At 66.3% G+C, this 21062-nt stretch carries 19 protein-coding genes; 11 read left to right on the forward strand and 8 right to left on the reverse strand.

The window, feature by feature from the left end:
• The first annotated feature begins 164 nt into the window (after positions 1-164).
• The gene (locus tag NGM07_RS12930; RefSeq protein WP_253512159.1) at positions 165-1052 is read left to right on the forward strand and encodes an ABC transporter ATP-binding protein; all 888 of its coding nucleotides are present in this window, start codon (positions 165-167) and stop codon (positions 1050-1052) included.
• A gap of 2 nt (positions 1053-1054) precedes the next feature.
• Positions 1055-1864 (forward strand): hypothetical protein, encoded by an 810-nt coding sequence (locus NGM07_RS12935; RefSeq protein WP_253512161.1) that lies wholly within the window; start codon positions 1055-1057, stop codon positions 1862-1864.
• A 67-nt stretch (positions 1865-1931) separates the two neighbouring features.
• Here NGM07_RS12935 and NGM07_RS12940 read toward each other — a convergent pair whose 3' ends face one another.
• Complete coding sequence (locus NGM07_RS12940; RefSeq protein WP_253512163.1) at positions 1932-2291, reverse strand: DUF3784 domain-containing protein; 360 nt, start codon at positions 2289-2291, stop codon at positions 1932-1934.
• A 283-nt stretch (positions 2292-2574) separates the two neighbouring features.
• Between NGM07_RS12940 and NGM07_RS12945 the strand changes: the two genes are divergently transcribed.
• Positions 2575-3453 (forward strand): SDR family oxidoreductase, encoded by an 879-nt coding sequence (locus NGM07_RS12945; RefSeq protein WP_253512165.1) that lies wholly within the window; start codon positions 2575-2577, stop codon positions 3451-3453.
• On the forward strand, positions 3450-4355 hold the full coding sequence (locus NGM07_RS12950) for an alpha/beta fold hydrolase (protein WP_253512167.1): 906 nt from the start codon (positions 3450-3452) through the stop codon (positions 4353-4355). Before NGM07_RS12945 ends, NGM07_RS12950 begins: the two co-directional genes overlap by 4 nt.
• Before the next feature lie 13 nt (positions 4356-4368).
• Here the strand turns inward: NGM07_RS12950 and NGM07_RS12955 are convergent, their stop codons facing one another.
• On the reverse strand, positions 4369-6462 hold the full coding sequence (locus tag NGM07_RS12955; RefSeq protein ID WP_253512169.1) for an outer membrane protein assembly factor BamB family protein: 2094 nt from the start codon (positions 6460-6462) through the stop codon (positions 4369-4371).
• A 375-nt stretch (positions 6463-6837) separates the two neighbouring features.
• On the reverse strand, positions 6838-8400 hold the full coding sequence (locus tag NGM07_RS12960; RefSeq protein WP_253512171.1) for a Na+/H+ antiporter NhaC family protein: 1563 nt from the start codon (positions 8398-8400) through the stop codon (positions 6838-6840).
• Positions 8401-8631: 231 nt separating this feature from the next.
• Here NGM07_RS12960 and NGM07_RS12965 point away from each other — a divergent pair, with 231 nt between their 5' ends.
• The 3 genes from NGM07_RS12965 to twy1 all read left to right on the forward strand — a co-directional run bounded on the left by NGM07_RS12965 (position 8632) and on the right by twy1 (position 12779).
• Positions 8632-9579 carry a zinc-binding dehydrogenase gene (locus tag NGM07_RS12965; RefSeq protein ID WP_253512172.1) on the forward strand — a complete coding sequence of 316 codons (948 nt, stop codon included), beginning with the start codon at positions 8632-8634 and terminating at the stop codon, positions 9577-9579.
• A gap of 983 nt (positions 9580-10562) precedes the next feature.
• Positions 10563-11711 carry a tyrosine-type recombinase/integrase gene (locus tag NGM07_RS12970; RefSeq protein ID WP_253512175.1) on the forward strand — a complete coding sequence of 383 codons (1149 nt, stop codon included), beginning with the start codon at positions 10563-10565 and terminating at the stop codon, positions 11709-11711.
• Between the two features lie 90 nt (positions 11712-11801).
• Positions 11802-12779, forward strand: a complete 978-nt coding sequence (twy1, locus tag NGM07_RS12975) for a 4-demethylwyosine synthase TYW1 (RefSeq protein ID WP_253512177.1) — start codon at positions 11802-11804, stop codon at positions 12777-12779.
• Positions 12780-12917: 138 nt separating this feature from the next.
• Here the strand turns inward: twy1 and NGM07_RS12980 are convergent, their stop codons facing one another.
• Positions 12918-14258: an alpha-amylase domain-containing protein gene (locus NGM07_RS12980; protein ID WP_253512179.1), complete on the reverse strand. Its 1341-nt coding sequence runs from the start codon at positions 14256-14258 to the stop codon at positions 12918-12920.
• A 411-nt stretch (positions 14259-14669) separates the two neighbouring features.
• On the opposite strand from NGM07_RS12980, the gene NGM07_RS12985 reads away from it, so the two are divergent.
• Positions 14670-15377 (forward strand): DUF120 domain-containing protein, encoded by a 708-nt coding sequence (locus NGM07_RS12985; RefSeq protein WP_253512181.1) that lies wholly within the window; start codon positions 14670-14672, stop codon positions 15375-15377.
• Positions 15374-16030: a 3,4-dihydroxy-2-butanone-4-phosphate synthase gene (gene ribB, locus NGM07_RS12990; RefSeq protein ID WP_253512183.1), complete on the forward strand. Its 657-nt coding sequence runs from the start codon at positions 15374-15376 to the stop codon at positions 16028-16030. Before NGM07_RS12985 ends, ribB begins: the two co-directional genes overlap by 4 nt.
• A gap of 31 nt (positions 16031-16061) precedes the next feature.
• Here the strand turns inward: ribB and NGM07_RS12995 are convergent, their stop codons facing one another.
• The gene (locus NGM07_RS12995; protein ID WP_253512185.1) at positions 16062-16307 is read right to left on the reverse strand and encodes a hypothetical protein; all 246 of its coding nucleotides are present in this window, start codon (positions 16305-16307) and stop codon (positions 16062-16064) included.
• A 179-nt stretch (positions 16308-16486) separates the two neighbouring features.
• The gene (locus NGM07_RS13000) at positions 16487-17017 is read right to left on the reverse strand and encodes a DUF4383 domain-containing protein (protein ID WP_253512187.1); all 531 of its coding nucleotides are present in this window, start codon (positions 17015-17017) and stop codon (positions 16487-16489) included.
• 209 nt (positions 17018-17226) lie between these two features.
• Here NGM07_RS13000 and NGM07_RS13005 point away from each other — a divergent pair, with 209 nt between their 5' ends.
• On the forward strand, positions 17227-18162 hold the full coding sequence (locus NGM07_RS13005) for a branched-chain amino acid transaminase (RefSeq protein WP_253512189.1): 936 nt from the start codon (positions 17227-17229) through the stop codon (positions 18160-18162).
• Between the two features lie 151 nt (positions 18163-18313).
• Here the strand turns inward: NGM07_RS13005 and NGM07_RS13010 are convergent, their stop codons facing one another.
• Positions 18314-18916 (reverse strand): DUF502 domain-containing protein, encoded by a 603-nt coding sequence (locus tag NGM07_RS13010; protein WP_253512191.1) that lies wholly within the window; start codon positions 18914-18916, stop codon positions 18314-18316.
• 87 nt (positions 18917-19003) lie between these two features.
• A complete protein-coding gene (locus NGM07_RS13015) occupies positions 19004-19840 on the reverse strand; it encodes a proline dehydrogenase family protein (protein WP_253512193.1) in 837 nt (278 codons plus the stop codon).
• A gap of 186 nt (positions 19841-20026) precedes the next feature.
• Between NGM07_RS13015 and NGM07_RS13020 the strand changes: the two genes are divergently transcribed.
• A complete protein-coding gene (locus NGM07_RS13020; protein ID WP_253512195.1) occupies positions 20027-20572 on the forward strand; it encodes a CDP-2,3-bis-(O-geranylgeranyl)-sn-glycerol synthase in 546 nt (181 codons plus the stop codon).
• Positions 20573-21062: the final 490 nt, after the last annotated feature.

Consider the following 21062-nt stretch of genomic DNA (forward strand, 5'->3'; position numbering starts at 1 on the left):
GTTCCGGGCGAGCGGGTATAGGAATTTCTTTCTCTCGACGCGTGCGCGGGGCGACTTCGGGACGCGATTCCGATACGGAACCGGGTTCGCACGTGAGCGGCGACGAACGACAGCATTTTACACCGATAATTCAAAATATCTAACACGAACACGGAACCGGACGCATGCTCACTCTACACGACATCGTCGCCGGCTACGGCCGACGGCGAGTGCTGGACGGACTCGATCTGCGCGCCGATTCGGGCTGTACCGTCGTTCTGGGGCCGAACGGTGCTGGCAAGACCACTCTCTTTCGCGTCGGGGCGGGAGTGCTCGAACCGACGCGGGGAACGGTGTCGATAGTTGGGGACGACCCCTTCGAGAACCCTGCGGTGAAACGGGACGTCGGGTACGTCCCCCACGTCCCATCGCTGACACCGAACCTCTCCGTCCGGGAGAACCTCCGGTTCTGGGGCCGCGTCGACGGTCTCGACCCGGTGTACGTCGGCGAACGGATCGATTCGCTGGCCCGCTCACTTGACTTCAGCGACCTGCTCTCGCGGGACGGGAGCGAGTTGAGTCGGGGGCAGTCCCAGCGGGTCGCCGTCGCGCGAGGGTTGCTCTCGGAACCGTCGCTGCTCTTCCTCGACGAACCGACCTCGGGACTCGACCCGTCGGCGCGGGGGAAACTACTCGCGTTGCTCCGGGACCTCGCCGCGTCCGACCGGACGCTCGTCTACACCACCCACAACCTCCACGAGGCCGACGAACTCGCCGACGATATCGCGCTCCTCCGCGACGGTGAAATCGTCGCCTCGGGTCCGAAAGACGAAGTCGTCGACCGGCGAGGCGCGCGCACGGTTCGGATGAAACTGTCGGCCGACGACGGAGCCTCGCACCTCCGCGCGCTAGGATACGACCCGGTCGACGACGGCGAATACGTTCGATTCGAACTCGATTCGGAGACGACGGTCACCGACCTCGTCGAACTGCTCGACGAGCGGGGCGTGACGGTCAGCGACGTGGAGACCGATGGGAGTCCGTTGCAGGGACTGTTCGAGGAGGTCGACTGACGGTGTTCGATTCGACTCCTTCGATTCGGCTCGCGAAGGCGCTGATACGGCGACAGTGTCGCGCCTCGGGCGCGAAGATGTTCGTCGCGCCGGTCGGGTTCGGCCTGCTGTTTCTAGTCGTGAACCTCGTCGCCGCCCAGTCGCCGAACCTCCTGACCGGACCGACGGAGCGAGCGATCCGTCGGTACGCTCGCCTCTACTTCGACGGCGTCGACGGCACCAGCGCGAGCGTCCTGGCGATGTTGCTCGTTCAGGGGCCGTACCTCCTGTCGATATTCGGCGCGCTCACGGGGCTTCGCGTCGGTCGAAAGTTCACCCGCCGGGAGGTCGAGAGCGGCCGGTTCGAACTGTTGCTGGCGTCGCCGTACGACCCGGACGAGGTCTTTCGCGGCCTCGTCGCGAGTTCGGCGATACTGACGCTGCTCCAGTTGCTCGCGCTCGCGGTGGTCGGACTCGGCGGCGTCCTGGTCGTCCTCCTCGCCCTCGGCGTCTCGTTCCGGACGCAAGTCGGCGAACTTGTCTACGCGTCGTTCCTGACGCCGATTCCGGCGGCGCTGTGGGCGGTGGTCGTCACGGTCGTCGTCGTCGCCCTGTTCTCGAACGAGCACAGGATCGTCGGCAACGTCGAGAACATCACGAACATCGTCGGTATCGCACCGGCGTTCGCGACGCTGTTGGTTCTGAACTTCGCACCGGGGGTGAACCTCCTGCAGGTGACGTTCGCGACGCTCGGAGTGAGTCTCGCCGGAACGGTCGTCGGATCGTGGGCCGTGGACCGGTGGTTCACGGTCGAGGGGGCCCTGTCGCAGTAGCGGGCGAGTCGCTCGCGTCCGACGACGCGTCCGGCCGGTTCCCGAGAACGAGCGTCGCCGGGACGTGTCACACGGTTCGGGCTTTCACCAGCATTCCGACGATGAGGACCACGACCACGACTTCGTACGCCGTGCTAAGGGCGTCACCGGCGAGCCCCTGCGCGAGCACGACGCCGTAGGCGAACGTGAGCACGCTGATGAGAACGAGCGTCCCGCCGACGAGTTCGGCCAGACGCTCCTGGTCGCTGACCATCTCGGGGTTGATGCCGGCTATCAACTCGGTCATCTGCCGATATCGAATCAGGTATCCCAACACGAGCATGACGACGCCGAGTCCGAACGTCGCCGTCGGGAAGGAATCCCCGAAAAATTGGAGCGGTACGACGTTCCGCAGCCGCGCCGTCGAGTCGGAGTACAGCGTTCTCATCGTCGGACTCCTCGGCGGTGACGCCGTCTGGGCTGTCGGTTCGAACTGCCGGACGAGTGGTCGCGAGCGTCGGCGGGGAGTCGGCGACGCGACCGGCGTTGCCGTCTCCGATTCTCCTCATACATGTTTTCGTTCTAACTTCTTTCCAACGGTGGTATTTAATTCGACCTATGGGGCGCGCCCGTATCCGTAGCGCGACGGTACCGCACGGCGGTCGCGAATCTGCGACGGTGTCTCTCCGCTCGGACCCGGCGATTAACTGCCTCGCCGACGAAGCGCGCGCATGGGAGAGACGGTTCTCGTCACCGGCTGTTCGACCGGCATCGGCCGCGCGACCGCGCTCGAATTCCTCGAAGATGGCTGGGAGGTGTACGCCACCGCCCGGAATCCCGCGGACATCGAGGATCTCGGTGAGAAGGGATGCAACGTCGCCACCCTCGACGTGACCGAGGCCGACGATGTCGAGCGGGTCGTCGACCGTATCTTCGACGACGAGGGTCGCCTCGACTGCCTGGTCAACAACGCGGGCTACGGCCAGTTCGGACCGGTCGAGGACGTGCCGATGGAGAAGGTGATCGAGCAGTTCGAGGTGAACACGTTCGGCCCGCTCCGGCTGATTCGGGCCGCGCTCCCGCGAATGCGCGAACGCGGCCGTGGCACCGTCGTCAACGTCACGGCCGGGGTCGGCGGCCTGACCGTGCCCGGACTCGGCGTCTACACCGGTTCGAAGTTCGCGCTCGAATCCGCGACCGACGCGCTTCGCCAGGAACTGTCGCCGTTCGGCGTCGACGCGGTGCTAGTCGAACCCGGCATCGTGGCGACCGACTTCTACGACCGCGCGCTCGCCGAACTCGCCGCACTCGACCACTCAGCGGCCTACGACGACCTCTACCGGGTGCTCGACGATATCGGCGCGGTCGAGGCGGGCGGCCCCGGCATCAACCGACCGGAGCAGGTGGCCCGGACCATCGTGCGGGCCGCGAGCGCCGACGACCCCGACCCCGTGTATCGGGTGGGTCCGAGCGCGACGCTCGGCACCTACGCCGGCAGCGTCGTCCGGGGCCGGACGCGCGATAAGGCGTCTCGGCTGGGCGTGAAACTGGCGTCCCGCGAGTCGGTCCAGCGCCTCCTTCGGCGGCGGGCCCAGGACGCCCGGCGGTGACGCCGAGCGACCTCGCGACCGCAGAGGGAAGCGCGAACGACGGGCGACCCGCGTGGCTCGACGCCGACCGCTACCCCTTCGAATCCCGCTGGGCCGACCTCCCGGCGGGCCGACTCCACTACCTCGACGAGGGCGAGGGCCGGCCGGTGGTCCTGCTCCACGGCAACCCCACGTGGTCGTTCCTCTACCGCCGCCTCGTCGCGGAGCTATCGGCCGACTACCGGTGTCTCGCGCCCGACCTGCTCGGGTTCGGGTTGTCGGAGAAGCCCCCGACGTTCTCGCACCGCCCAGCGGCCCACGCCCGCGTCCTCCGGCGGTTCCTCGACTCGCTCGACCTCGACGGCGCGGTGGTGGCGGGCCACGACTGGGGCGGCCCGCTGGGGTTCGACTACGCCACCCGCCGCCCGGACAGGGTCGCGGGCTTCGTCACGATGAACACGTGGGCGTGGCCGCGGGACCGACTCCGCGACCGCGTGGTCGCCCGAACCGTCGCCGGCCGTCCCGGGCGAGCGCTCGTCGGCAGGTACAACGCCTTCGCGCGGGTCGCGCTCGCGCCCGCAATGGTCCGGCACGGGCGGTCGGCCCGGTCGGTCTATCGCCAGTACGCCGCGCCGCTGGCCGACCCCGTCGCCCGGCGGGGCACGTGGACGCTCGCCGGGGCGGTGGTTGACTCCCGAGCGTGGCTCGAACGACTCTGGGACCGCCGGGCGGCGCTCGCGGGGACGCCGGTCGCGCTCCTGTGGGGCCGGCGCGACCCGATGCACGCGTCGCTGATTCGGCGGTGGCGGGCGGCGTTCCCCGACGCTTCCTCGGTCGTCTACGACGACGTCGGTCACTTCGTGCCCGAGGAGGCGGAACCGAGGCTCGCGGCGGCGTTTCGGCAGTTTTTGAATCGAGTGTGAGCGACTCGGTGGTTCACGCCCGGTCGGAAGTCGCCCACCGGACCGCGTCGGCGAACTTCAGCGCCGAATCGTAGCGGTCGTCGGGGTCGGACGCGAGCGCCCGAGAGAGTACCGCGACGAGTTCGTCGGGAAGACCTGCCTTCGGGTCCTTCACGGCATCACCGGTCGGCGAGACGCCGCCCGCGGGCGGCGTCTCGCCGACGAGCACGTCGAACGCGAGCGCCCCGAGCCGGTAGACGTCGGCGAGCGCGGAATCGGAATCTCCCTCGGGCAGAACGTATCCCGCCGGCGGGTCCCGGAGCGCGGCGGCGAGTCGCCAGTCGGCGACTCGCGCGGCACCGCCGGTGAACAGGACGTTTCCGGGCACGAGACGGCCGTGGGTGACCTCTTCGCGGCGGACGAGATGGACGATTTCGGCGACGTCGGCGACGACGCGACCGATCTCCGTTAGGGGCAGTTTGCCAGCGCGGTCGGCGAGACTTCCGCCGGCCGCCCACTCGGCCGCCACCCAGGGCCGGGGTTCGGTTCCCCACTGCCGCACTTCGAGGACGCCCTCGCAGTCGAGGCCCGCCCACGCCTCGACCGCCGCCGCGAACGCCTCGGGCGCGAGCACGTCGGGCGCGAGGCGGGCGAGCGCGACGCGCCCGCCCGCCGGCGTGCGCGCCCGGAAGAGTTCCTTTTTCGGGCTCTCGGCGACGAGCGTCTCACGCTCGAAGTCGGCGAACGCGGTCGGTTCGGGCGGCGGGGCGTTCGCCCGTTTCCGCCGGCGGTACGCGGCCGCGAGCGCACCGCCGGCGAGCAGACCGCCCGCGGCGACGCCGAACGGGCCGGTGGCGACCCTGGCGGCGTCGTACAACGGCGTCGGACCGTCGGGACCCGAGACGGCGTAGACGGTGCCCGACTCGGTGCCGAAGTAGGCGATGCCATTGCGGACCTCCGGGGGCCACGTCGACTCGCCCGAGTAGGGAAAGCGCCACCGCAGGCGGCCGCTCCGGGCGTCCAACCCGTAGAGGGCGTCCGTTCTGCTGTCGACGAAGACGGTGCCATCGTCGACTCCCGCGACGACGGCGGCGGCGTCCGTTCTGGTGTCGAACGTCCAGCACCTCGTCCCGTCGGTGGTCGAGACGGCGTGGACTCCGCCGGCCGCGCCGACGTACATCGTCTCGTCGGCGAACCGCGGCCAGTTCGCGACCGCCTCGCCCGCGTCGTACCGCCAGCGTACGGTGCCGGACGCGGCGGAGCGGGCCCGCAGGACCGAACCGTCGGCGATGTAGACGGTCGACTTCCGCACGGTGCCGGGGAATCCGGTCGGGGCGGCGTTCGTCGCGACCGTCCACCGCGGACTCCCGTCGTCGGCGTCGAACGCCGCCAGGACGCTCTCGCTGGAATTCCACGCGAAGGCGACGCCGTCGGACGTGCCGGCCGCGAGGACGTACGGGCCGTCGTCGCCGGACGCTTCGAGCGCGGTCCGCCACCGGACCTCGCCTCCGGCGGCGTCGAGGGCGTAGAACCCGCCTCGAATCGTCCCGACGTAGAGCGTCCCCTCGTGGAATTGCGACGAGAGCCAGACGGGGCCGTCGGGTTCGAACCGCCAGCGTTCGGTTCCGTCCTCGGCGTCGAGCGCGGTGAGGCCGTTCTCGCTCAGGAACACCGTCTCGGCGGTCGCCAGCGAGACGTCGACGTGCCGGCGACCGTCGTCGTCGCCGTACCGCCAGCGGACGCTCCCGTCGGCGGCATCGATGGCGGCGAGGCCCCGCCGAGTCTCGACGTAGAGCGTCTCTGTGGCGCCGTCGGTTTCGGCGGCGTACGTCTCGACGAGGGATTCGGGGTCGCCGGAATCGACCTCGAATCGCCAGCGCTCGGCGCCGTCGGGTCCGAGCGCGCGGACGCCGCCGGGAGTCCTGACGTAGAGTCGGTCGCGGGCGCTGAACCGGGAGACGGCCGCCGGGCCGTCGCCGGTCCCGACAGACCACTCCACCGACCCGCGCGGTGCAAGCAGGTGGTCGGGCACCGCGTCGGTCGCGTTGGTCCACGAGAAATCCCCGACGCCGACACCCCCGACTGCCGCGCCGGCGAGGAACTCGCGTCGGGTCGGAGACCACTGCATCGCTTCGGTCGTCTCGGCCGCCCTACATGTGTCTTTCTCAGCGCCGCGCATCAAAGTTCGAACCGGCGGAACTTACGGCACCACGGAGCGAGCGCTCCCTCGTCGGAAACAGACGTCGAGAAGACGGAGGGTGCGGAATCGGTCGAGTCGACGCTCCGCCCGTCGTGGCTGGTCGGTTTCGCGATTCCCGTCGTCGCGTTCGTCGTCATCTCGGGCGCGGTTCTGCGCGAGATTCGGGAGTGCGTACCGACGTGGGAACGTTCCCCGAACTCTCCGAATTCGCCCGGAAAATCGGACGAACGAAGGGTTCCACCGCGAGGACGCGGCACGAACGACGACTCCGAGGGGGCCGAACGAACGCCGCGACTCCGAAACTCAGTCCGCGTCCGAACCGAACACCCGCGGCATCGCGACCGCGGTGCGTTCCGAGAGCGCGTAGGCGGCCACGGCGAGCGCGACGACGCCCACGGCGAGGAGGGGAAGCGGCGACACGCCGTAGCCGCTGGCGAGGAACAGTCCGGTCGCGACCACTCCGCAGAGGACGGCGTACGGAATCTGCGTGTTCACGTGGTCGACGTGGTCGGCGCCGGCGAACATCGACGACAGCACCGTCGTGTCGCTGATTGGCGAGCAGTGGTCGCCGAACAGCGACCCGGTGAGGATGGCGCCGATGGCCGCCGGGAGCGGTGCCCCGAGGTTGAACGCCAGGGGGACGGCCACGGGGAACATGATGCCCATCGTCCCCCACGAGGTGCCGATACTGAACGAGATGATGGCCGCCGCGAGGAAGACGACCGCGGGGAGGAGTTCGGCGGTGATGACGCCCTGCGCCACCGAAACGACGAAGGGGCCCACGTTGAGCGCCTCGCTCACGGAGCCGATGGTCCACGCCAGCGAGAGGACGGCGACCGGGAACATCACCATCTTGAACCCCTCGAAGATGGAGTCGCTGATGGCCTCCAGTTCGACCCGGGCGTGTCCGACGAGGATGGCGAGCAGCAGGGCGCAGGCCGAGAAGACGCCCCAGAGGATGGCGTCGGCGGTCGCCGCGTCCTTGAGCGCCTCCACCGGGGTCACGCCCGGCCAGCCACCGGACGTGAGCAGGCCGAGACCCGTGACCCCCACGAGGACGACGATGGGGGCCGCGAAGTACCACCACCGCGCGTCGACGTGGTCGGGCGTGACGATGTCCTCCTCGCGGGTTTCCAGCAGCGGGTCGGCGTCGTCGCGGAGGACCTTGCCGGTTTCCTTCGCGCGCTTTTCCGCACGCTTCATCGGGCCGAAGTTCCACCCGGTCGTGACGACCACGAACACGAGCACCACGGCGAGGAGGCTGTAGAACCGGTACGGGATGCTCTGGAGGAACACGACGAACGCGCTCTGGTCGATGCCCAGCGACGTGAACTGCTCTCTGATGAGTCCGACTTCGAATCCGACCCACGTCGAGACGACGGCGATGCTGACGACGGGCGACGTGGTCGAGTCGAGCAGGTACGCGAGTTTCTCCCGGCTGACGTCGAACTTGTCGGTGATCGGTCGCATCACCGACCCGGTGATCATCGTGCTCGCGTAGGAGTCGACGAAGATGAGCATCCCGAGGATGCTCGTTCCCAGTTCCGCCTGCCGGCGCGTCCGAATGCGGGCGATGATGCGCTCGGCGAGAGCGCTCATCCCGCCCGAGAGGAATATCATTCCGAGCATCGCTCCCGAGAGGAACGTGAATAACAGCAGTTTGCTGTTGAACGACGCGGTGATGTTGTCGATGACCAACTGGAGGGCGTGTGCGGCCCCGACGACCGGGTTCCACCCGACCAGGATGGTCGCGCCGATCCAGATACCCGCGAAGAGCGACAGCAATACCTGCCTGCTCAACAGCGTCAGTACGATGGCGAACAGCGCCGGCAGTAGGCTGATGATGCCGTACGTGTCTGGTGGCATTCCATTCGACCACTTCTCAGCCCCCAAGGTTAAAGTTTGTCCATTTTTTGAACCATAATTAGTATCTCCGTCTACATTATTCTGTCCAAACATCGAATAATTATTGATACTTCACTTGACAAATGACGTCCGGCGGGCCGGATTTTGGAGCGACCCGCCACCGGCGACGGAACGGACCGGCCGGGCGCAACGGGCGCAACGTATACTCCCGTACCCACCGTGGCGTTTCGTATGAGAGCGATGGTCATCACCGACTTCGGCGACACCGAGGTCTTCGAGCGGCGCGAGGTCGAGAAGCCGACTCCGGGCGCGACCGAAGTCCTCGTCCGCGTCCACGCGTCGTCGATCAACCCCGTCGACACCAAGATTCGCGAGGCGGGGTCGTGGGCCGGCATCTCGCCGCCGACGGTCATCGGCTACGACGTCTCGGGCGTCGTCGAGGCCGTCGGCGGCGAGGTGACCGACTTCGCGGTCGGCGACGAGGTGTTCTACACACCCGAGATATTCGGCGAGGAGGGGAGCTACGCCGAGTACCACACCGCCGACGAGTCCATCGTCGCGCGCAAACCCGAGTCCCTCTCGCACGCCGAGGCCGCCGCGCTCCCGCTGGCTGGCGCCACCGCCTGGGAAGCCATCGTCACGCGCGGGGAGGTCGAGGCCGGCGAGACGGTGTTGATTCACGGCGCCGGCGGCGTCGGCGCGCACGCCGTCCAAATCGCGGCCGCGAGCGGCGCGCGGGTCGTCGCGACGGCCAGTCCCCAGACGGTCGAGCAGACCGAGGACCTCGGGGCGACCCGGGCCGTCGACTACGAGTCCGAGGACTTCCGCGACGTCCTCGACGCGGAGTTCGACGAACCGGTCGACCTGGTGTTCGACACCGTCGGCGGGGAGACGCTGGTCGAGAGCACCGGCGTCGTGCGGCCCTACGGCCGGATGGTCACCATCCTCGAACCCGAGGGTGCCTGGGGGTCTGCCTACCAGAAGAACCTCGACGTCCGCATGCTGTTCCTGGAGCGCGACCGCCGACCGCTCGACGCGCTCCGGCGCCTCGCCGACCGCGGGCAACTCGAACCGGTCGTCGACTCCGTGCTCCCGCTCGAAGAGGTCGCGAAGGCCCACGAGATGGTCGAATCGGGCGGCCTCACCGGAAAGGTCGTGCTGGACGTCGCCGGCGAGTGACGAGGAGCGCCGGCAACGTCGAAGCATGCTGACCGAACCGTTCTACACCTCCTTCGAAGTGATTTCGGTAACTAAGAGGCCGCGATAGAGGCAGTAGTCGGCCATCGATTCGTCTACACCCCGAAATTTCCCCGGGAGAATGGTGGTAGTAGAGGGGTGTAGATTTTAGCGGTGTCCTTAGTCTCTTTTCCAGTGAGTAGGGCAGTGCCCATATTCGAGAGTAGAGGGTAGCAGGCCTGTCGCTCCAGCATAGGACTCCATGCTTTTGAACCGCTCAATCGCTCAAGTCTCATATTTGACTGCAACACTGGGGTGTATCGCTGGTTTCGGTTTCGTAGTAACACTCTTCTCGGCTCACTACTGCATCTCTCGATAGACTGTATTCTATGTTACCGGGGGATAGATGCATACTGGGGGCTGTTTAGGGTGAGATGGTCGAACAGAAATCAGGAGCGCTGTGAATCCGCGAAACGCCTGAATTTGACACGGAAACCAGGGATGTACCGTCGGATCGTACTTTGACGGTCCTCCGACGCGCTTGCGGACGGTATTCGCTCATCGAACACCATCACCCTCGAAAAGTTGAAATTCAGAGTACAACCGCTCTCCCCTGCGAAAACGAACACTAACAGAGACGCCGTGGCTTTATGAACAACTTATCATACTGGAATCCGAAAACTGTAGTCTACACCCCCTAACTCAACATATCTCCCGGAAATTCGGGCTTTTGGTATTCGTGCGCTTCGAAGGTAGTGAGGATGGATTGACGAGAAGACGGTCGTTTGAATAGGTGTAGAGCGGCGTGTATCACACGCAAGTGATGAACCGCTTTCGCAGGGAATTTTTCAGCGCCCTAACGGGCGGGGCGCTCACAGAAACATCTGCGTACGAACCCACGACGAACAGACTGACTCATCGAGAGTTGCATCGACAATGACAGTCTTCAGTGCCGACTGAAGACTCTCGAATTCATCATAGTGACAATGGCACAGGGCCCAATAAAGAAACTCCACAGCGAGCGAACGCGAATCGAACGATACGACGACGACGGAACACTTCCCCGGGAAACGACCGACGCCCTGCTTGAATGGGCGTCAGCGCTCCATCCTCACGAGACAGAGTTCGAATACGTCACGCCGGATGGTGAACGGAACGAGTTCGCTATATCGACAGTCCAATCGTATCTCCGTTCGATGCGGAAAGTCGCACAGCGTGCATTTCCCAACCTTCTAGGGACATCTCCGGATACGTTCAACGATGCGATTGACGCCATGCAGACGGGCGAAAATCCGAACGTGAAAGAGGGAGGACTTGCGAAAACGACGCTCGGGATAACGCAATCAGCAGCGAAGACCTTCTTCTGGTACTTCGAGCTTGCTCACCCGGACGAAATCAATGCGTATGGCGAAAGGAGTACTCCGAAACACGATGAAGACGATCTCTTCTCACGTGAAGACGTACAGGCACTGAGAGCGCACATCAAGCGACCGCGGGACCGTGCGCTCCTCGAACTCCTGTTGAACACTGGCCAGCGAATCAGCGCGATCCAAGGTCTCAGAATCAAGGACATCGACATCGAAGCGGGATTGTTCTCTTTGAACACCGAACGTGGAGGGCTGAAGGGTGCAGCACGACGTAGCGAGCACCGTCCTCTACTGGGTTCGAAGCCGTTTCTTGCCGACTGGCTCGACGCGCATCCGCTCTCAGACAATCCCGATGCCTACCTGTTCGTCGGTGATCCGGAACACCACTACACAGATATTAACCAGCCATTATGTCAGAGTTCGATTCGCCGAATGCTTGAACGGACGGCAGAGCGTGCCAACGTCGAGAAACCGGTGAACCCCCACAACTTCCGGCACTACTGGACGACGACGATGAAACAAGACTACGGTCTGAACGACGAGGAGATAAAGTACCTGCTCGGGCATAAGCGAGAAGGAAACGGTGTGAACTTCGTGTACAACCATTCGACGGATGCGAAGCTCCAGACGAACACGGAACGGAAGGTTGGAACGAGGGATGGGCCAACAGCTAAACCGTTGACCCCTGAGAGTTGTGGAGAATGTGGCGAAGACCTCGAGTCACATTGGACGTGCTGTCCGGTCTGCGGGACAAGGTACTGCCTCTAACGAAGCCGAACTAACCCCCGGACACAACTCGAGTGAGAAGCAGCACACAGAGGAAAGAACGTTTTAGCCTTCGACGACATTCATCCGGTAATGAGCGACTCGGATGGACCGAAACAGGTAGACAGTCCGGACTACCACAGTGAGAATCATACGGCGACCCAGACCTGTGGCTGGACGGCCAACGCACTTCGGGGCGAGGGAAAATGTTATAAAAATGTGTGGTACGGCATCGAATCGCACCGCTGCATCCAGATGACGCCCGTCGTCAAGTGCAACGAGCGGTGCGTCTTCTGCTGGCGCGACCACGCCGGCCACGCCTACGAACTGGGGGACGTCGAGTGGGACGACCCGGAGGCGGTGGTCGACGCCTCGATTCGCCTCCAGCAGAAACTGCTCTCGGGGTTCGGCGGCAACGAGAAGGTCCCCCGCGAGGCGTTCGAGGAGTCGATGGAACCGCGCCACGTCGCCATCAGCCTCGACGGCGAACCTACCCTGTATCCCTACCTGGCCGAACTCATCGAGGCGTTCCACGACCGGGACATCACCACCTTCCTCGTCTCCAACGGCACGCGTCCGGAGGTCATCCGGGAGTGCGACCCGACCCAGCTATACGTCAGCGTCGACGCCCCCGAGCGGGCCACCTTCGACCGCGTGGTGAAGGCGATGGAGGACGACGCCTGGGAGAAACTGGTCGAGACGATGGACATCCTCGCCGAGAAGGACGAGACCCGCACGGTCATCCGGACCACGCTCGTCGGCGGCCAGAACGTCGAGAACCCCGACTGGTACGCCGGATTCTACGAGCGCGCCGACCCCGACTTCGTCGAACTCAAATCGTACATGCACGTCGGCGAGTCCCGCGACAGGGTGGACCGCTCGTCGATGCTCGACCACGAGGACGTGATGGCGTTCGCCGAGGCGGTCCAGGAACACATGCCCGACCACGGCGTGCTGAAGGGCGTGCCCGCCTCGCGGGTCGCCCTGCTATCGAAGACCGAGGACACCTGGGTGCCGAAGTTGCAGAAGGACAGCGAGTTCTGGGCGCGCGACCCCGTCACCGGGGACTGACGAGGATTCGGCGACGCTCTCCCTTCTTCGGTTCGTAGCGCCTCTAGGGTCCTGCTTGTCCTCGCTCGACTCGTCGCGGGAAAAGCCGAGGAAGGCGGCCGCAGTGCGGTCGTGGACCCGGCCACGAGACGCCCCGAATCAGTACGGGGCGTAGAACACCCAGCCCTCCGCCGGCACCGATAGGTCGACCCAGCCATTCCCGTCGGTGGTGACGTCGCTGGCGGTGCCGCTGTAGTCGTGGAGCGTGGTGTTCGTCCACGACGTGTACACTCGCCGAGAACGAGTTCCGGTGGCGTTGTTGATGCCGACCAGCAGGTTGTTGTACCGCTCGTACACCGCGAGGTCGGTCCCGGCGTGGCGCCAGTAGGTTTCTCCGCCGGCGAGGTTCTTCTTCACCCACACCATGTTGTTGACGGCGTCGTCGTCGAGGATGGCGTTTGGATAGAGGTTGTAGATCATCGGCGTCCCCTCGACGGTCAGGACGAACGCGTGGGCGAGGTGGTACTGGTCGGGCGCGCCCTCGTCGTGGTTCTGGACGAAGGGATGAGCGTGCCAGGGGTCTTGGGCGACCAGCCCCGCACCCTTCAACTGGCTCAGGTCGCCGCCGGAGAACGCGTCGTGGAGCACCCAGTACAGCGGGTAGTCGAAGGCGTCCATCCCGGTGTCGACGTACCCCTGGACGTAGTCGACGCTCCCGCTGTACACCTCGCCGATGCGGGCCATCCCGAGTTCGTCGGCCTTCGGGTTGGCGTGGTCGCGCCAGTACTTCTCCTCGACGTGCTTGGCCGCGTCGTAGCGGTAGCCGTCGGCCCCGAACGACGCGATCTTCTCCATGTAGTTCATCAGTTCGCCCCGGACGTAGTCGGAGGTCGAGGACTCGTACTGGGCGAGGTCGGGCAGTCCGAGGAGTTCGCCGTGTTCGACCTGGTGGTCGTCGCTCCAGTCGTCGATGGAGCCGACATCGTGGTGGAAGTCGCTGTAGGAGAACCGCGGGAAGTCGTAGTCGTAGCCCGTTGCCATGTGGTTCATTACGCAGTCGACGTACACCTCCAGCCCCTGGTTGTGGGCCTCGTCGATCAGCGCCTGGAGGTCGGCCTCGGTGCCGAACTCACTGTCGAACGTGGTGAAGTCGACGGGCTGGTACCCCAGCGGCGGGTCGTTGCGGCCGCTCTGGTCCTCCCAGGTCAGGTCGCTCTTCTGGGGCGCCTGTATCCAGACGGCGTCGTACCCCCGGTCTGCGACCGTCGAGAGGTTGCCGGTGATGGTGGGCCACGTCTCGTGGAAGTACTGGAAGTGGATGGGTTCGCCCGCCGCCGACGCCTTCCCCGAGAACTCCCGCAGGCCCGCGCCGACGCCGACGGCAGAGAGGCCGCCGACGAACGCCCGCCGGGTCAGACTCGCGCTCGGGATACTGCCCGCGGTCCGTTCTCCGCCGGCGCACTCCTTGACCGCGTCTCCGCCGCCCGCGCCTCTACCCACTGCGTCACCGCCGGATTCGTCGGAGTCGCGTTGGTCTGAGTCGCGGGCGGCGCACGTCTCGGAGACGGACGCCGCGCTTGAGTCCGCTTCCCGCGTAGCGCGTTCGCACGCCGGTTCTCGCCGCTCTCGAACGTCGGTCGTTCGCTCGCTGGGTGACTCGTCTATCATGATGCAAACGTGTGATACAATATTTTCACACTTTAATATAGGGTGTAGGTTCAAATCATCAAACGGAAGAAGGGAGGAAAAGATCATGCGGAGCACCGAAAGTCGGCAACTCCCGGCAATTGCGAGCAACGACGGGCAAGTACCGCAGCGACTCGGCACCCCGTCGATGTCCCTGCCCGTTCCAATTCTGGGAACCGTTCCAAACCCGTTACTCTTAAATCGGGCGCGGCCGCAGTTCTAGCCATGTCAGCGACGCGACCGCGCGCGGTCGGCTACGACGAACTCGCCGCGCTCAAACTCCTCGCGCTCGACGGCGGGCTGGAGGGAGAGGTCAAGGTTTCGTGCTCGGCGCTCGCCGAGCGCCTCGACGCCTCGAACCAGACCGCCTCCCGCCGCCTCCAGGGACTCGACGACGCCGGACTCGTCGAGCGCGAACTGGTCAGCGACGGCCAGTGGATCTCCATCACCGACGACGGCGAGTGGGCGCTCAAGCGCGAGTACGAGGACTACCGTCGCATCTTCGAGACGCCCGCGGGCGTCGACCTCACCGGGACGGTCACCAGCGGGATGGGCGAGGGCCGCCACTACATCTCGCTGCCGGGCTACATGGAGCAGTTCGAGGACCGACTGGGCTACGAGCCGTTCCCCGGGACGCTGAACGTCGAACTCACCGCCGAGAGCGTCCGCGCCCGGTCGGCGATGGAGGCGCTCGAGCCGGTCCCCATCGACGGCTGGGAGGACGACGACCGGACCTACGGCCCGGCGGTCTGTTACCCCGCCGTGGTCGAGACGCAGGACGGCGACGTCTACGAGGAGGCCCACACCATCGCGCCCGAGCGCACCCACCACGACGAGGACCAACTGGAGGTCATCGCGCCCGAGAAACTCCGCGAGAAACTCGGCCTGGAGGACGGCGACCACGTGACCGTCCACGTCGAGGAACAGCCATGAGTCGGGCCACCGCGGGCGTCGAAGCCGCCGTCGAGGCGTTCCGCGAGGGGTCGCCGGTGCTCGTCCACGACGCCGCCGACCGCGAGGGGGAAACCGACCTCATCTACCCGGCCGGTGCGGTCGCCCCCAAGGACGTCTCGCGTATGCGCAACGACGCCGGCGGCCTCGTCTGCGTCGCGCTCTCGGACGAGGTGGCCGACGCCTTCGACCTCCCGTTCCTCCAGGAGGCGCTCGACCACCCCGCGAGCGGAGCCCACGACCTGGGCTACGACGAACGGTCGTCGTTCTCGCTGACGGTGAACCACCGCGACACCTACACCGGCATCACCGACGAGGACCGCTCGACGACGATTCGCGAACTCGCGGCGGCCGCGACCGACCCCGACGCGACCGACTTCGCCGCGGCGTTCCGCGCGCCGGGTCACGTCCACCTGCTCCGGGCCGCCCCGGGCCTGCTGGCCGACCGCGAGGGCCACACCGAACTCGGCATCGCGCTGGCCGCCGCCGCCGACCGCGAACCCGCCGTCGTCGTCTGCGAGATGCTCGACGACCGGACGGGGAAGGCGCTCTCGCCCGACGACGCCCAGGCCTACGCCGACCGCCACGGCTTCCCGTACGTCGAGGGTGCGACGCTCATCGACCGACTCGGATAGTCCGTCTCGCGCTTTCTCTCTCTATCTTTCTCTACCGTCGGTAGTCGAGGCCCGCCTCGCCGCGGAGCGCTCGCTGTCGGCGAATCGAATCGTTTCGAAACAGCGCCCAGACCAGTAGCGCGTCGGCCGCGAGCAGGAGCGCGACGATACCGCCGGACACTGCGCGGGGATACGGGGTCGAAAGCGCGACGCGCACCGCCGCGCCGGAGGAAGCCGCGAGCAGGACGAGCAACGTCGCCCACTCCGCGAGGGTGACGCGCGAGGGGAGGTTGAACACGGCCGGCGGTTTCCGGTCGTCGTACTTATCGACGCCGAAAGTCGCCTGGGTGGGGTCGGCCGGCCCGCAACCGCGGGCCGGCCGACCGCGTCTTCGCGTCGTCTCCGTGTCGTCTCACCGTCACGACGAACGAAGCTCTCTCGCCGTTTCGGCGGTCCGTAGACCGCCGAAACGGCGACTCACCGAACGTCGCGGTCGGCGGGTCGGTCGGCCTCGGCCCGGCGAGTATCCGCGTCGGGGAGCATGAACCCGACGCCGCCGAACGCCAGCGCAAGTCCGACGTGGAGCAGGAGGTCGGCGGTGTCGGCGTTCAGGAGCGCCTCGGCCGCGGCCGGCGCGACGAGTTGGAAGACGACCAGCAACCCGTAGACGACCCCGGCGGTCTTGTTGAACTCGTCCGCGTACTCGCCGTTCGCGTACAGGCCCGCCGCGACAGCGAGCAGTCCGGTCAGCGCGTGGAAGGCGTTGTGGAGCGGGTTGACGCCGAAGACGAGCAACTGTTCTCCTGCGGCGAATCCCACGATGCCGACGACCAGCAGCGTCGCGCCGAGCAACACGGTCACCGAGAGCTGAATGCCGCTGTCGAAGCGTCCCTCGTCGTCCTCGCCGACACCCCCGGACGGCGTCTCGCCGGGGTCGATCGCTTCGCCGGACGGCGCCTCCTCGGAGCGCCCCTCGTCGGCCCCGTTCGCGTCGTCGTTCGTTCCCATACGCGCGGTACGCGTCCCGGCCCAAAGTGGGTTTTCGCCGGCCGACTCCGGTCCCGCCGGGTTCGTCGGTCATTCGACTCCTCCGCCCCGGTCGGGGGGGTTCCCGGACTCACGTGGGTACCCGGAAACCGTTTTCGCGGCGCCTCGCAGAACTCGCCCCGGCCGGAACCGTCAATACTGATAAGGGAGGGCTCCGTCCGTCCGGACGTATGAGCTTCGACGAGATGGACGTCGACACGATCTGGATGAACGGCGAGTTCGTCGACTGGGACGACGCCCAGATCCACGTCCTCACCCACGGCCTGCACTACGGGTCGGGCGTCTTCGAAGGCGTCCGGTGCTACGACACCGAGAACGGTCCGGCCATCTTCCGCTGGGAGGAACACCTCGACCGACTCTACAAGTCCTGCAAGCCCTACGACCTCGACATCGGCCACGACCCCGAGGAACTGACCGAGGCGACCAAGGAACTCATCCGGCGCCAGGACTTGGAGTCCTGCTACATCCGGCCCATCGCCTACTACGGCTACGGCAGCCTCGGCGTCAGCCCCGGCGACAACCCGACCGACGTCGCCATCGCGGCGTGGCCGTGGGGCGCGTACCTCGGCGAGGAGGCCCTCGAAGAGGGCGTGGAGGTCATGGTGTCGTCGTGGCGCAAGCACGCCTCCAGCCAGATTCCGACCAACGCCAAGACCACCGGCCTGTACGTCAACAGCATGCTCGCGGGCGAGGAGGCCCGCCGCAACGGCTTCGTCGAGGCCATCGTGCTGAACAAGGAGGGCAACGTCGCCGAGGGTCCCGGCGAGAACCTCTTCATGGTGAAGGACAGCGAGGTCTTCACGCCCGGTCTGGCCGAGAGCATCCTCGACGGCATCACCCGCGACACCGTCATCACGCTGGCCGAGGAGTTGGGCTACGAGGTCCACGACCAGGCGACCATCTCCCGCGGCGAACTCAACACCGCCGACGAACTGTTCTTCACCGGTTCGGCGGCGGAGGTCACGCCCATCCGGAAGGTCGACAACGTCACCATCGGCGAGGGCACCCGCGGCCCGGTCACCGAGGAGATTCAGTCGGCGTTCTTCGACCTCGTCGAGCGGCGCACCGACGACCACGACGAGTGGTTCGAGTACGTCGAGGAGTAGTGGAGCCCGGCGGACCGAGCGTCCGCATCCGACCACGAGGTTTCGTTTTCTGCGAGCGTTCGATTACCCCACGCCACCACGAACTGCCCCGCCGCGGAGTTACGCGCATCGAGGCGCGACGTTCTCGCTCGACCGCTACTGTGTGGCCGGCCTACTGTGCGGCCGGCGACTCCTTCTCGTCCTCGACGTCGATGGGAATTCCCGAGTCGCCGGTGTCACCGAATCCGGCGCTGAGGATGCGGGTCAACGCGTCCTCGACGGTTTCGTCGGCCTCCTCGAAGTCGCTCGGCTTGGCCTCGATGACGAAACCAGTGGTGATGTTCGGAGCGGTCGGCATGAAGAGCAGTTCGCGGCCGTCGTCGGTCTTCTTCCCGGTCTTGAACGCGGTCATCCGCATGTTGCCGAAGGCGTTGACCTTCACGGGGGCTTGGAGGTCGGTCGTGTCCGAGAGGGCGGTTTCGGCCGCCATCTTCGAGGCGTTGTAGACGACCCGCAGAACGGGGAGGCGATTCATCAGGCCGTCGATGGCACCTTCGAACAGGGAGCCGACCGCGGTTCGCATCATGTAGCCGACGCTGAGGACGAGCATCGAGAACACCACGAGGACGGTGGCCACCTTCACCGGGGGCTTGAGGCCGTCGAGAAACGGGATTCCCGCTATCGCCAGGTAGAGCCACGCGATGATGTACGCGGTGACCATGATGGGCAACAGCACGATGAGCCCGCTCGCGACGTCGCGCTTCCAGGAGGTCATTCGTCCGGTGGTATCCGACCGCAGAGTTATAAACTAGATGCTATCCGTCGAGAGGGTATCGGCCGAAGCGGAGTCCGTGGGGTCGACTCACCGACCGAGTATCGCGCGCAGGCCGAACAGCAGGTTCTCCTTGCGCTCCATCATCCGCCGGTAGAAGTACGACGCCCACTTGCCGCCGTAGGGGACGTACTGGTAGACCTCGTAGTCGCGCGCCAGTTCGTACTGGGCGTCCTCGCGCACGCCCATCAGCATCTGTACCTCGAAGTCGGTGCCGTGTTCCTCGTGGAGTTCCTCGGCGAGTTCAATCATCGCGGGGTCGTGGCTCCCGACCGCGACGCCGCCCTCGAAGTGCTCGAACATGTACGCCAGATACTCGCGGTAGACGGCGTCGACCGTCGCCTTGTCCTTGTACGCGATGGACTTCGGTTCGTCGTAGGCGCCCTTGACGAGTCGGACCTTGCCTGGCAGGTCGGCCAGTCGCTCCAGGTCCTCCTCGGTCCGCTTCAGGTTGGCCTGGACGCAGACGCCGACGCCGCCGTCGTGTTCGAGCGCCAACTGCTCGTAGGCGTCCAGCGTCGCGTCGGTCGTCTCGTGGTCCTCCATGTCGATCCAGCAGAAGACGTCGCGGTCGGCCGCGGCCGCCGCGATGCGCTCGACGTTCTCGCGGAAGACGGTCACGTCGACGCCGAGGCCGATCTGGGAGGGCTTGACCGAGATGCAGGCGTCGACGCCGGCGGTGTCGATGTCCTCCAGCAGTCGCACGTACGCCTCGGCGTCCTCGTCGGCGGGGCCGCGGTCGTGGTAGTGCTCGCCGAGGAGGTTCAGGATGGCCTTCACGTCCCGGTCGTTCAACCCCCGGACGTGCTCCAGCGCCTCCGCCGGCGACTCCCCGGCGACGAACTTGCTCGCGATGGGCGGAATCATGGCCGGGGATTTTCGCCGACCGACCATTAAAATACGTTATTCGTGCCGGAGTACGGTGTTCCCGGCGCCGGTGGGACGAGCGTCGGTAGCGAGGCGCACGCGGCCGCCCGCCGCTTCGACGGCCCTCCCGGCGATTCCACCGCGAACCGCCCGCCCTTAAGACCCCTCGCGTTCGCGTATTCTGACATGGGCGTATTCGAAACGGTCGCGGTCGCACTGTGGGCGATGTTGCCCGCCTACGTGCCGAACAACGCGGCCGTGCTGGCGGGCGGCGGGCGACCGATAGACGGCGGGCGAACCTGGGGCGGGCGCCGGGTCCTCGGCGACGGGAAGACCTGGCGGGGCACGGCGGTCGGCATCCTGGTGGGCGCGGCGCTGGCGCTGGGTCTCAACGCGGTCGAACCCGCCATCGCCGACCTCGTGGGCGTCGACCTCCCGGCGTTCCCGCTCGCGGTGGTGCTCGCGCTCCCGGCGGGCGCGATGCTCGGCGACATCGCCGCGTCGTTCCTCAAGCGCCGGACCGGCCGCCAGCGCGGCGCGGCGTTCCCCGGTGTCGACCAACTCGACTTCGTGGTGTTCGCGCTCCTGTTCACGTTCCTGGTCGCACCCGCGTGGTTCGGCGACGTGTTCACGCTCCCGGTGCTGGTGGTCGTGGTCGTCGCCACGCCGCTGTTGCACGTCACCACGAACGGTATCGCCTATCTGCTGGGGCTGAAGAACGAGCCCTACTAACCCCCACCTTTCGTTCCCACCTTTTTTCCTCGTCGGGTCGCTGATTCGCCGTCGGCGAATCAGCCACCGCTCCTCGAAAAAATCTGGACCAAAAAAGGACACACCCTAACGCCGAGTCGCACTGCGACTCGGCGTTAGGGCATCTTCGACTGCTCGTGCGTCTACCGCTCTAACGATAATGCGGGCGCTTCGCGCCCTGTTGACCGCGTTCGGAACGTCGTTTCAGCGCACGCGGAGGTCACACCCGATTCCGTACTGAACTGTCACGCCGAGTACACCGACAACTCGGCTAGCGTTGTAACCAGAAATCACGGCCGAATCGCCGCGTGCGCTCGGCCGCGTCGCGGCCGAGCGCACGAGTTCGGCGGTTCGGTTCGCCGGGCGTAACTGTCGTTAATTCCACGTTTCGACCCAGTAATCGCCGGACGACGAATCCGCCGGCACTTTCACTTTCGCGGTGGTTTACGAAGGTTCATACCGGAGGAGGAAC

It is taken from the genome of Halorussus vallis (assembly GCF_024138165.1).
Classification (GTDB): domain Archaea; phylum Halobacteriota; class Halobacteria; order Halobacteriales; family Haladaptataceae; genus Halorussus; species Halorussus vallis.

What these genes read in the sequence shown, in the direction of transcription:
- NGM07_RS12930 (WP_253512159.1), top strand. Translation starts at nt 165, where the DNA reads ATGCTCACTCTACACGACATCGTCGCCGGCTACGGCCGACGGCGAGTG.
- NGM07_RS12940 (WP_253512163.1), bottom strand. Translation starts at nt 2,291, where the DNA reads ATGAGAACGCTGTACTCCGACTCGACGGCGCGGCTGCGGAACGTCGTA.
- NGM07_RS12945 (WP_253512165.1), top strand. Translation starts at nt 2,575, where the DNA reads ATGGGAGAGACGGTTCTCGTCACCGGCTGTTCGACCGGCATCGGCCGC.
- NGM07_RS12955 (WP_253512169.1), bottom strand. Translation starts at nt 6,462, where the DNA reads ATGCAGTGGTCTCCGACCCGACGCGAGTTCCTCGCCGGCGCGGCAGTC.
- NGM07_RS12960 (WP_253512171.1), bottom strand. Translation starts at nt 8,400, where the DNA reads ATGCCACCAGACACGTACGGCATCATCAGCCTACTGCCGGCGCTGTTC.
- NGM07_RS12965 (WP_253512172.1), top strand. Translation starts at nt 8,632, where the DNA reads ATGAGAGCGATGGTCATCACCGACTTCGGCGACACCGAGGTCTTCGAG.
- NGM07_RS12970 (WP_253512175.1), top strand. Translation starts at nt 10,563, where the DNA reads ATGGCACAGGGCCCAATAAAGAAACTCCACAGCGAGCGAACGCGAATC.
- twy1 (WP_253512177.1), top strand. Translation starts at nt 11,802, where the DNA reads ATGAGCGACTCGGATGGACCGAAACAGGTAGACAGTCCGGACTACCAC.
- NGM07_RS12985 (WP_253512181.1), top strand. Translation starts at nt 14,670, where the DNA reads ATGTCAGCGACGCGACCGCGCGCGGTCGGCTACGACGAACTCGCCGCG.
- ribB (WP_253512183.1), top strand. Translation starts at nt 15,374, where the DNA reads ATGAGTCGGGCCACCGCGGGCGTCGAAGCCGCCGTCGAGGCGTTCCGC.
- NGM07_RS13000 (WP_253512187.1), bottom strand. Translation starts at nt 17,017, where the DNA reads ATGGGAACGAACGACGACGCGAACGGGGCCGACGAGGGGCGCTCCGAG.
- NGM07_RS13005 (WP_253512189.1), top strand. Translation starts at nt 17,227, where the DNA reads ATGAGCTTCGACGAGATGGACGTCGACACGATCTGGATGAACGGCGAG.
- NGM07_RS13010 (WP_253512191.1), bottom strand. Translation starts at nt 18,916, where the DNA reads ATGACCTCCTGGAAGCGCGACGTCGCGAGCGGGCTCATCGTGCTGTTG.
- NGM07_RS13015 (WP_253512193.1), bottom strand. Translation starts at nt 19,840, where the DNA reads ATGATTCCGCCCATCGCGAGCAAGTTCGTCGCCGGGGAGTCGCCGGCG.
- NGM07_RS13020 (WP_253512195.1), top strand. Translation starts at nt 20,027, where the DNA reads ATGGGCGTATTCGAAACGGTCGCGGTCGCACTGTGGGCGATGTTGCCC.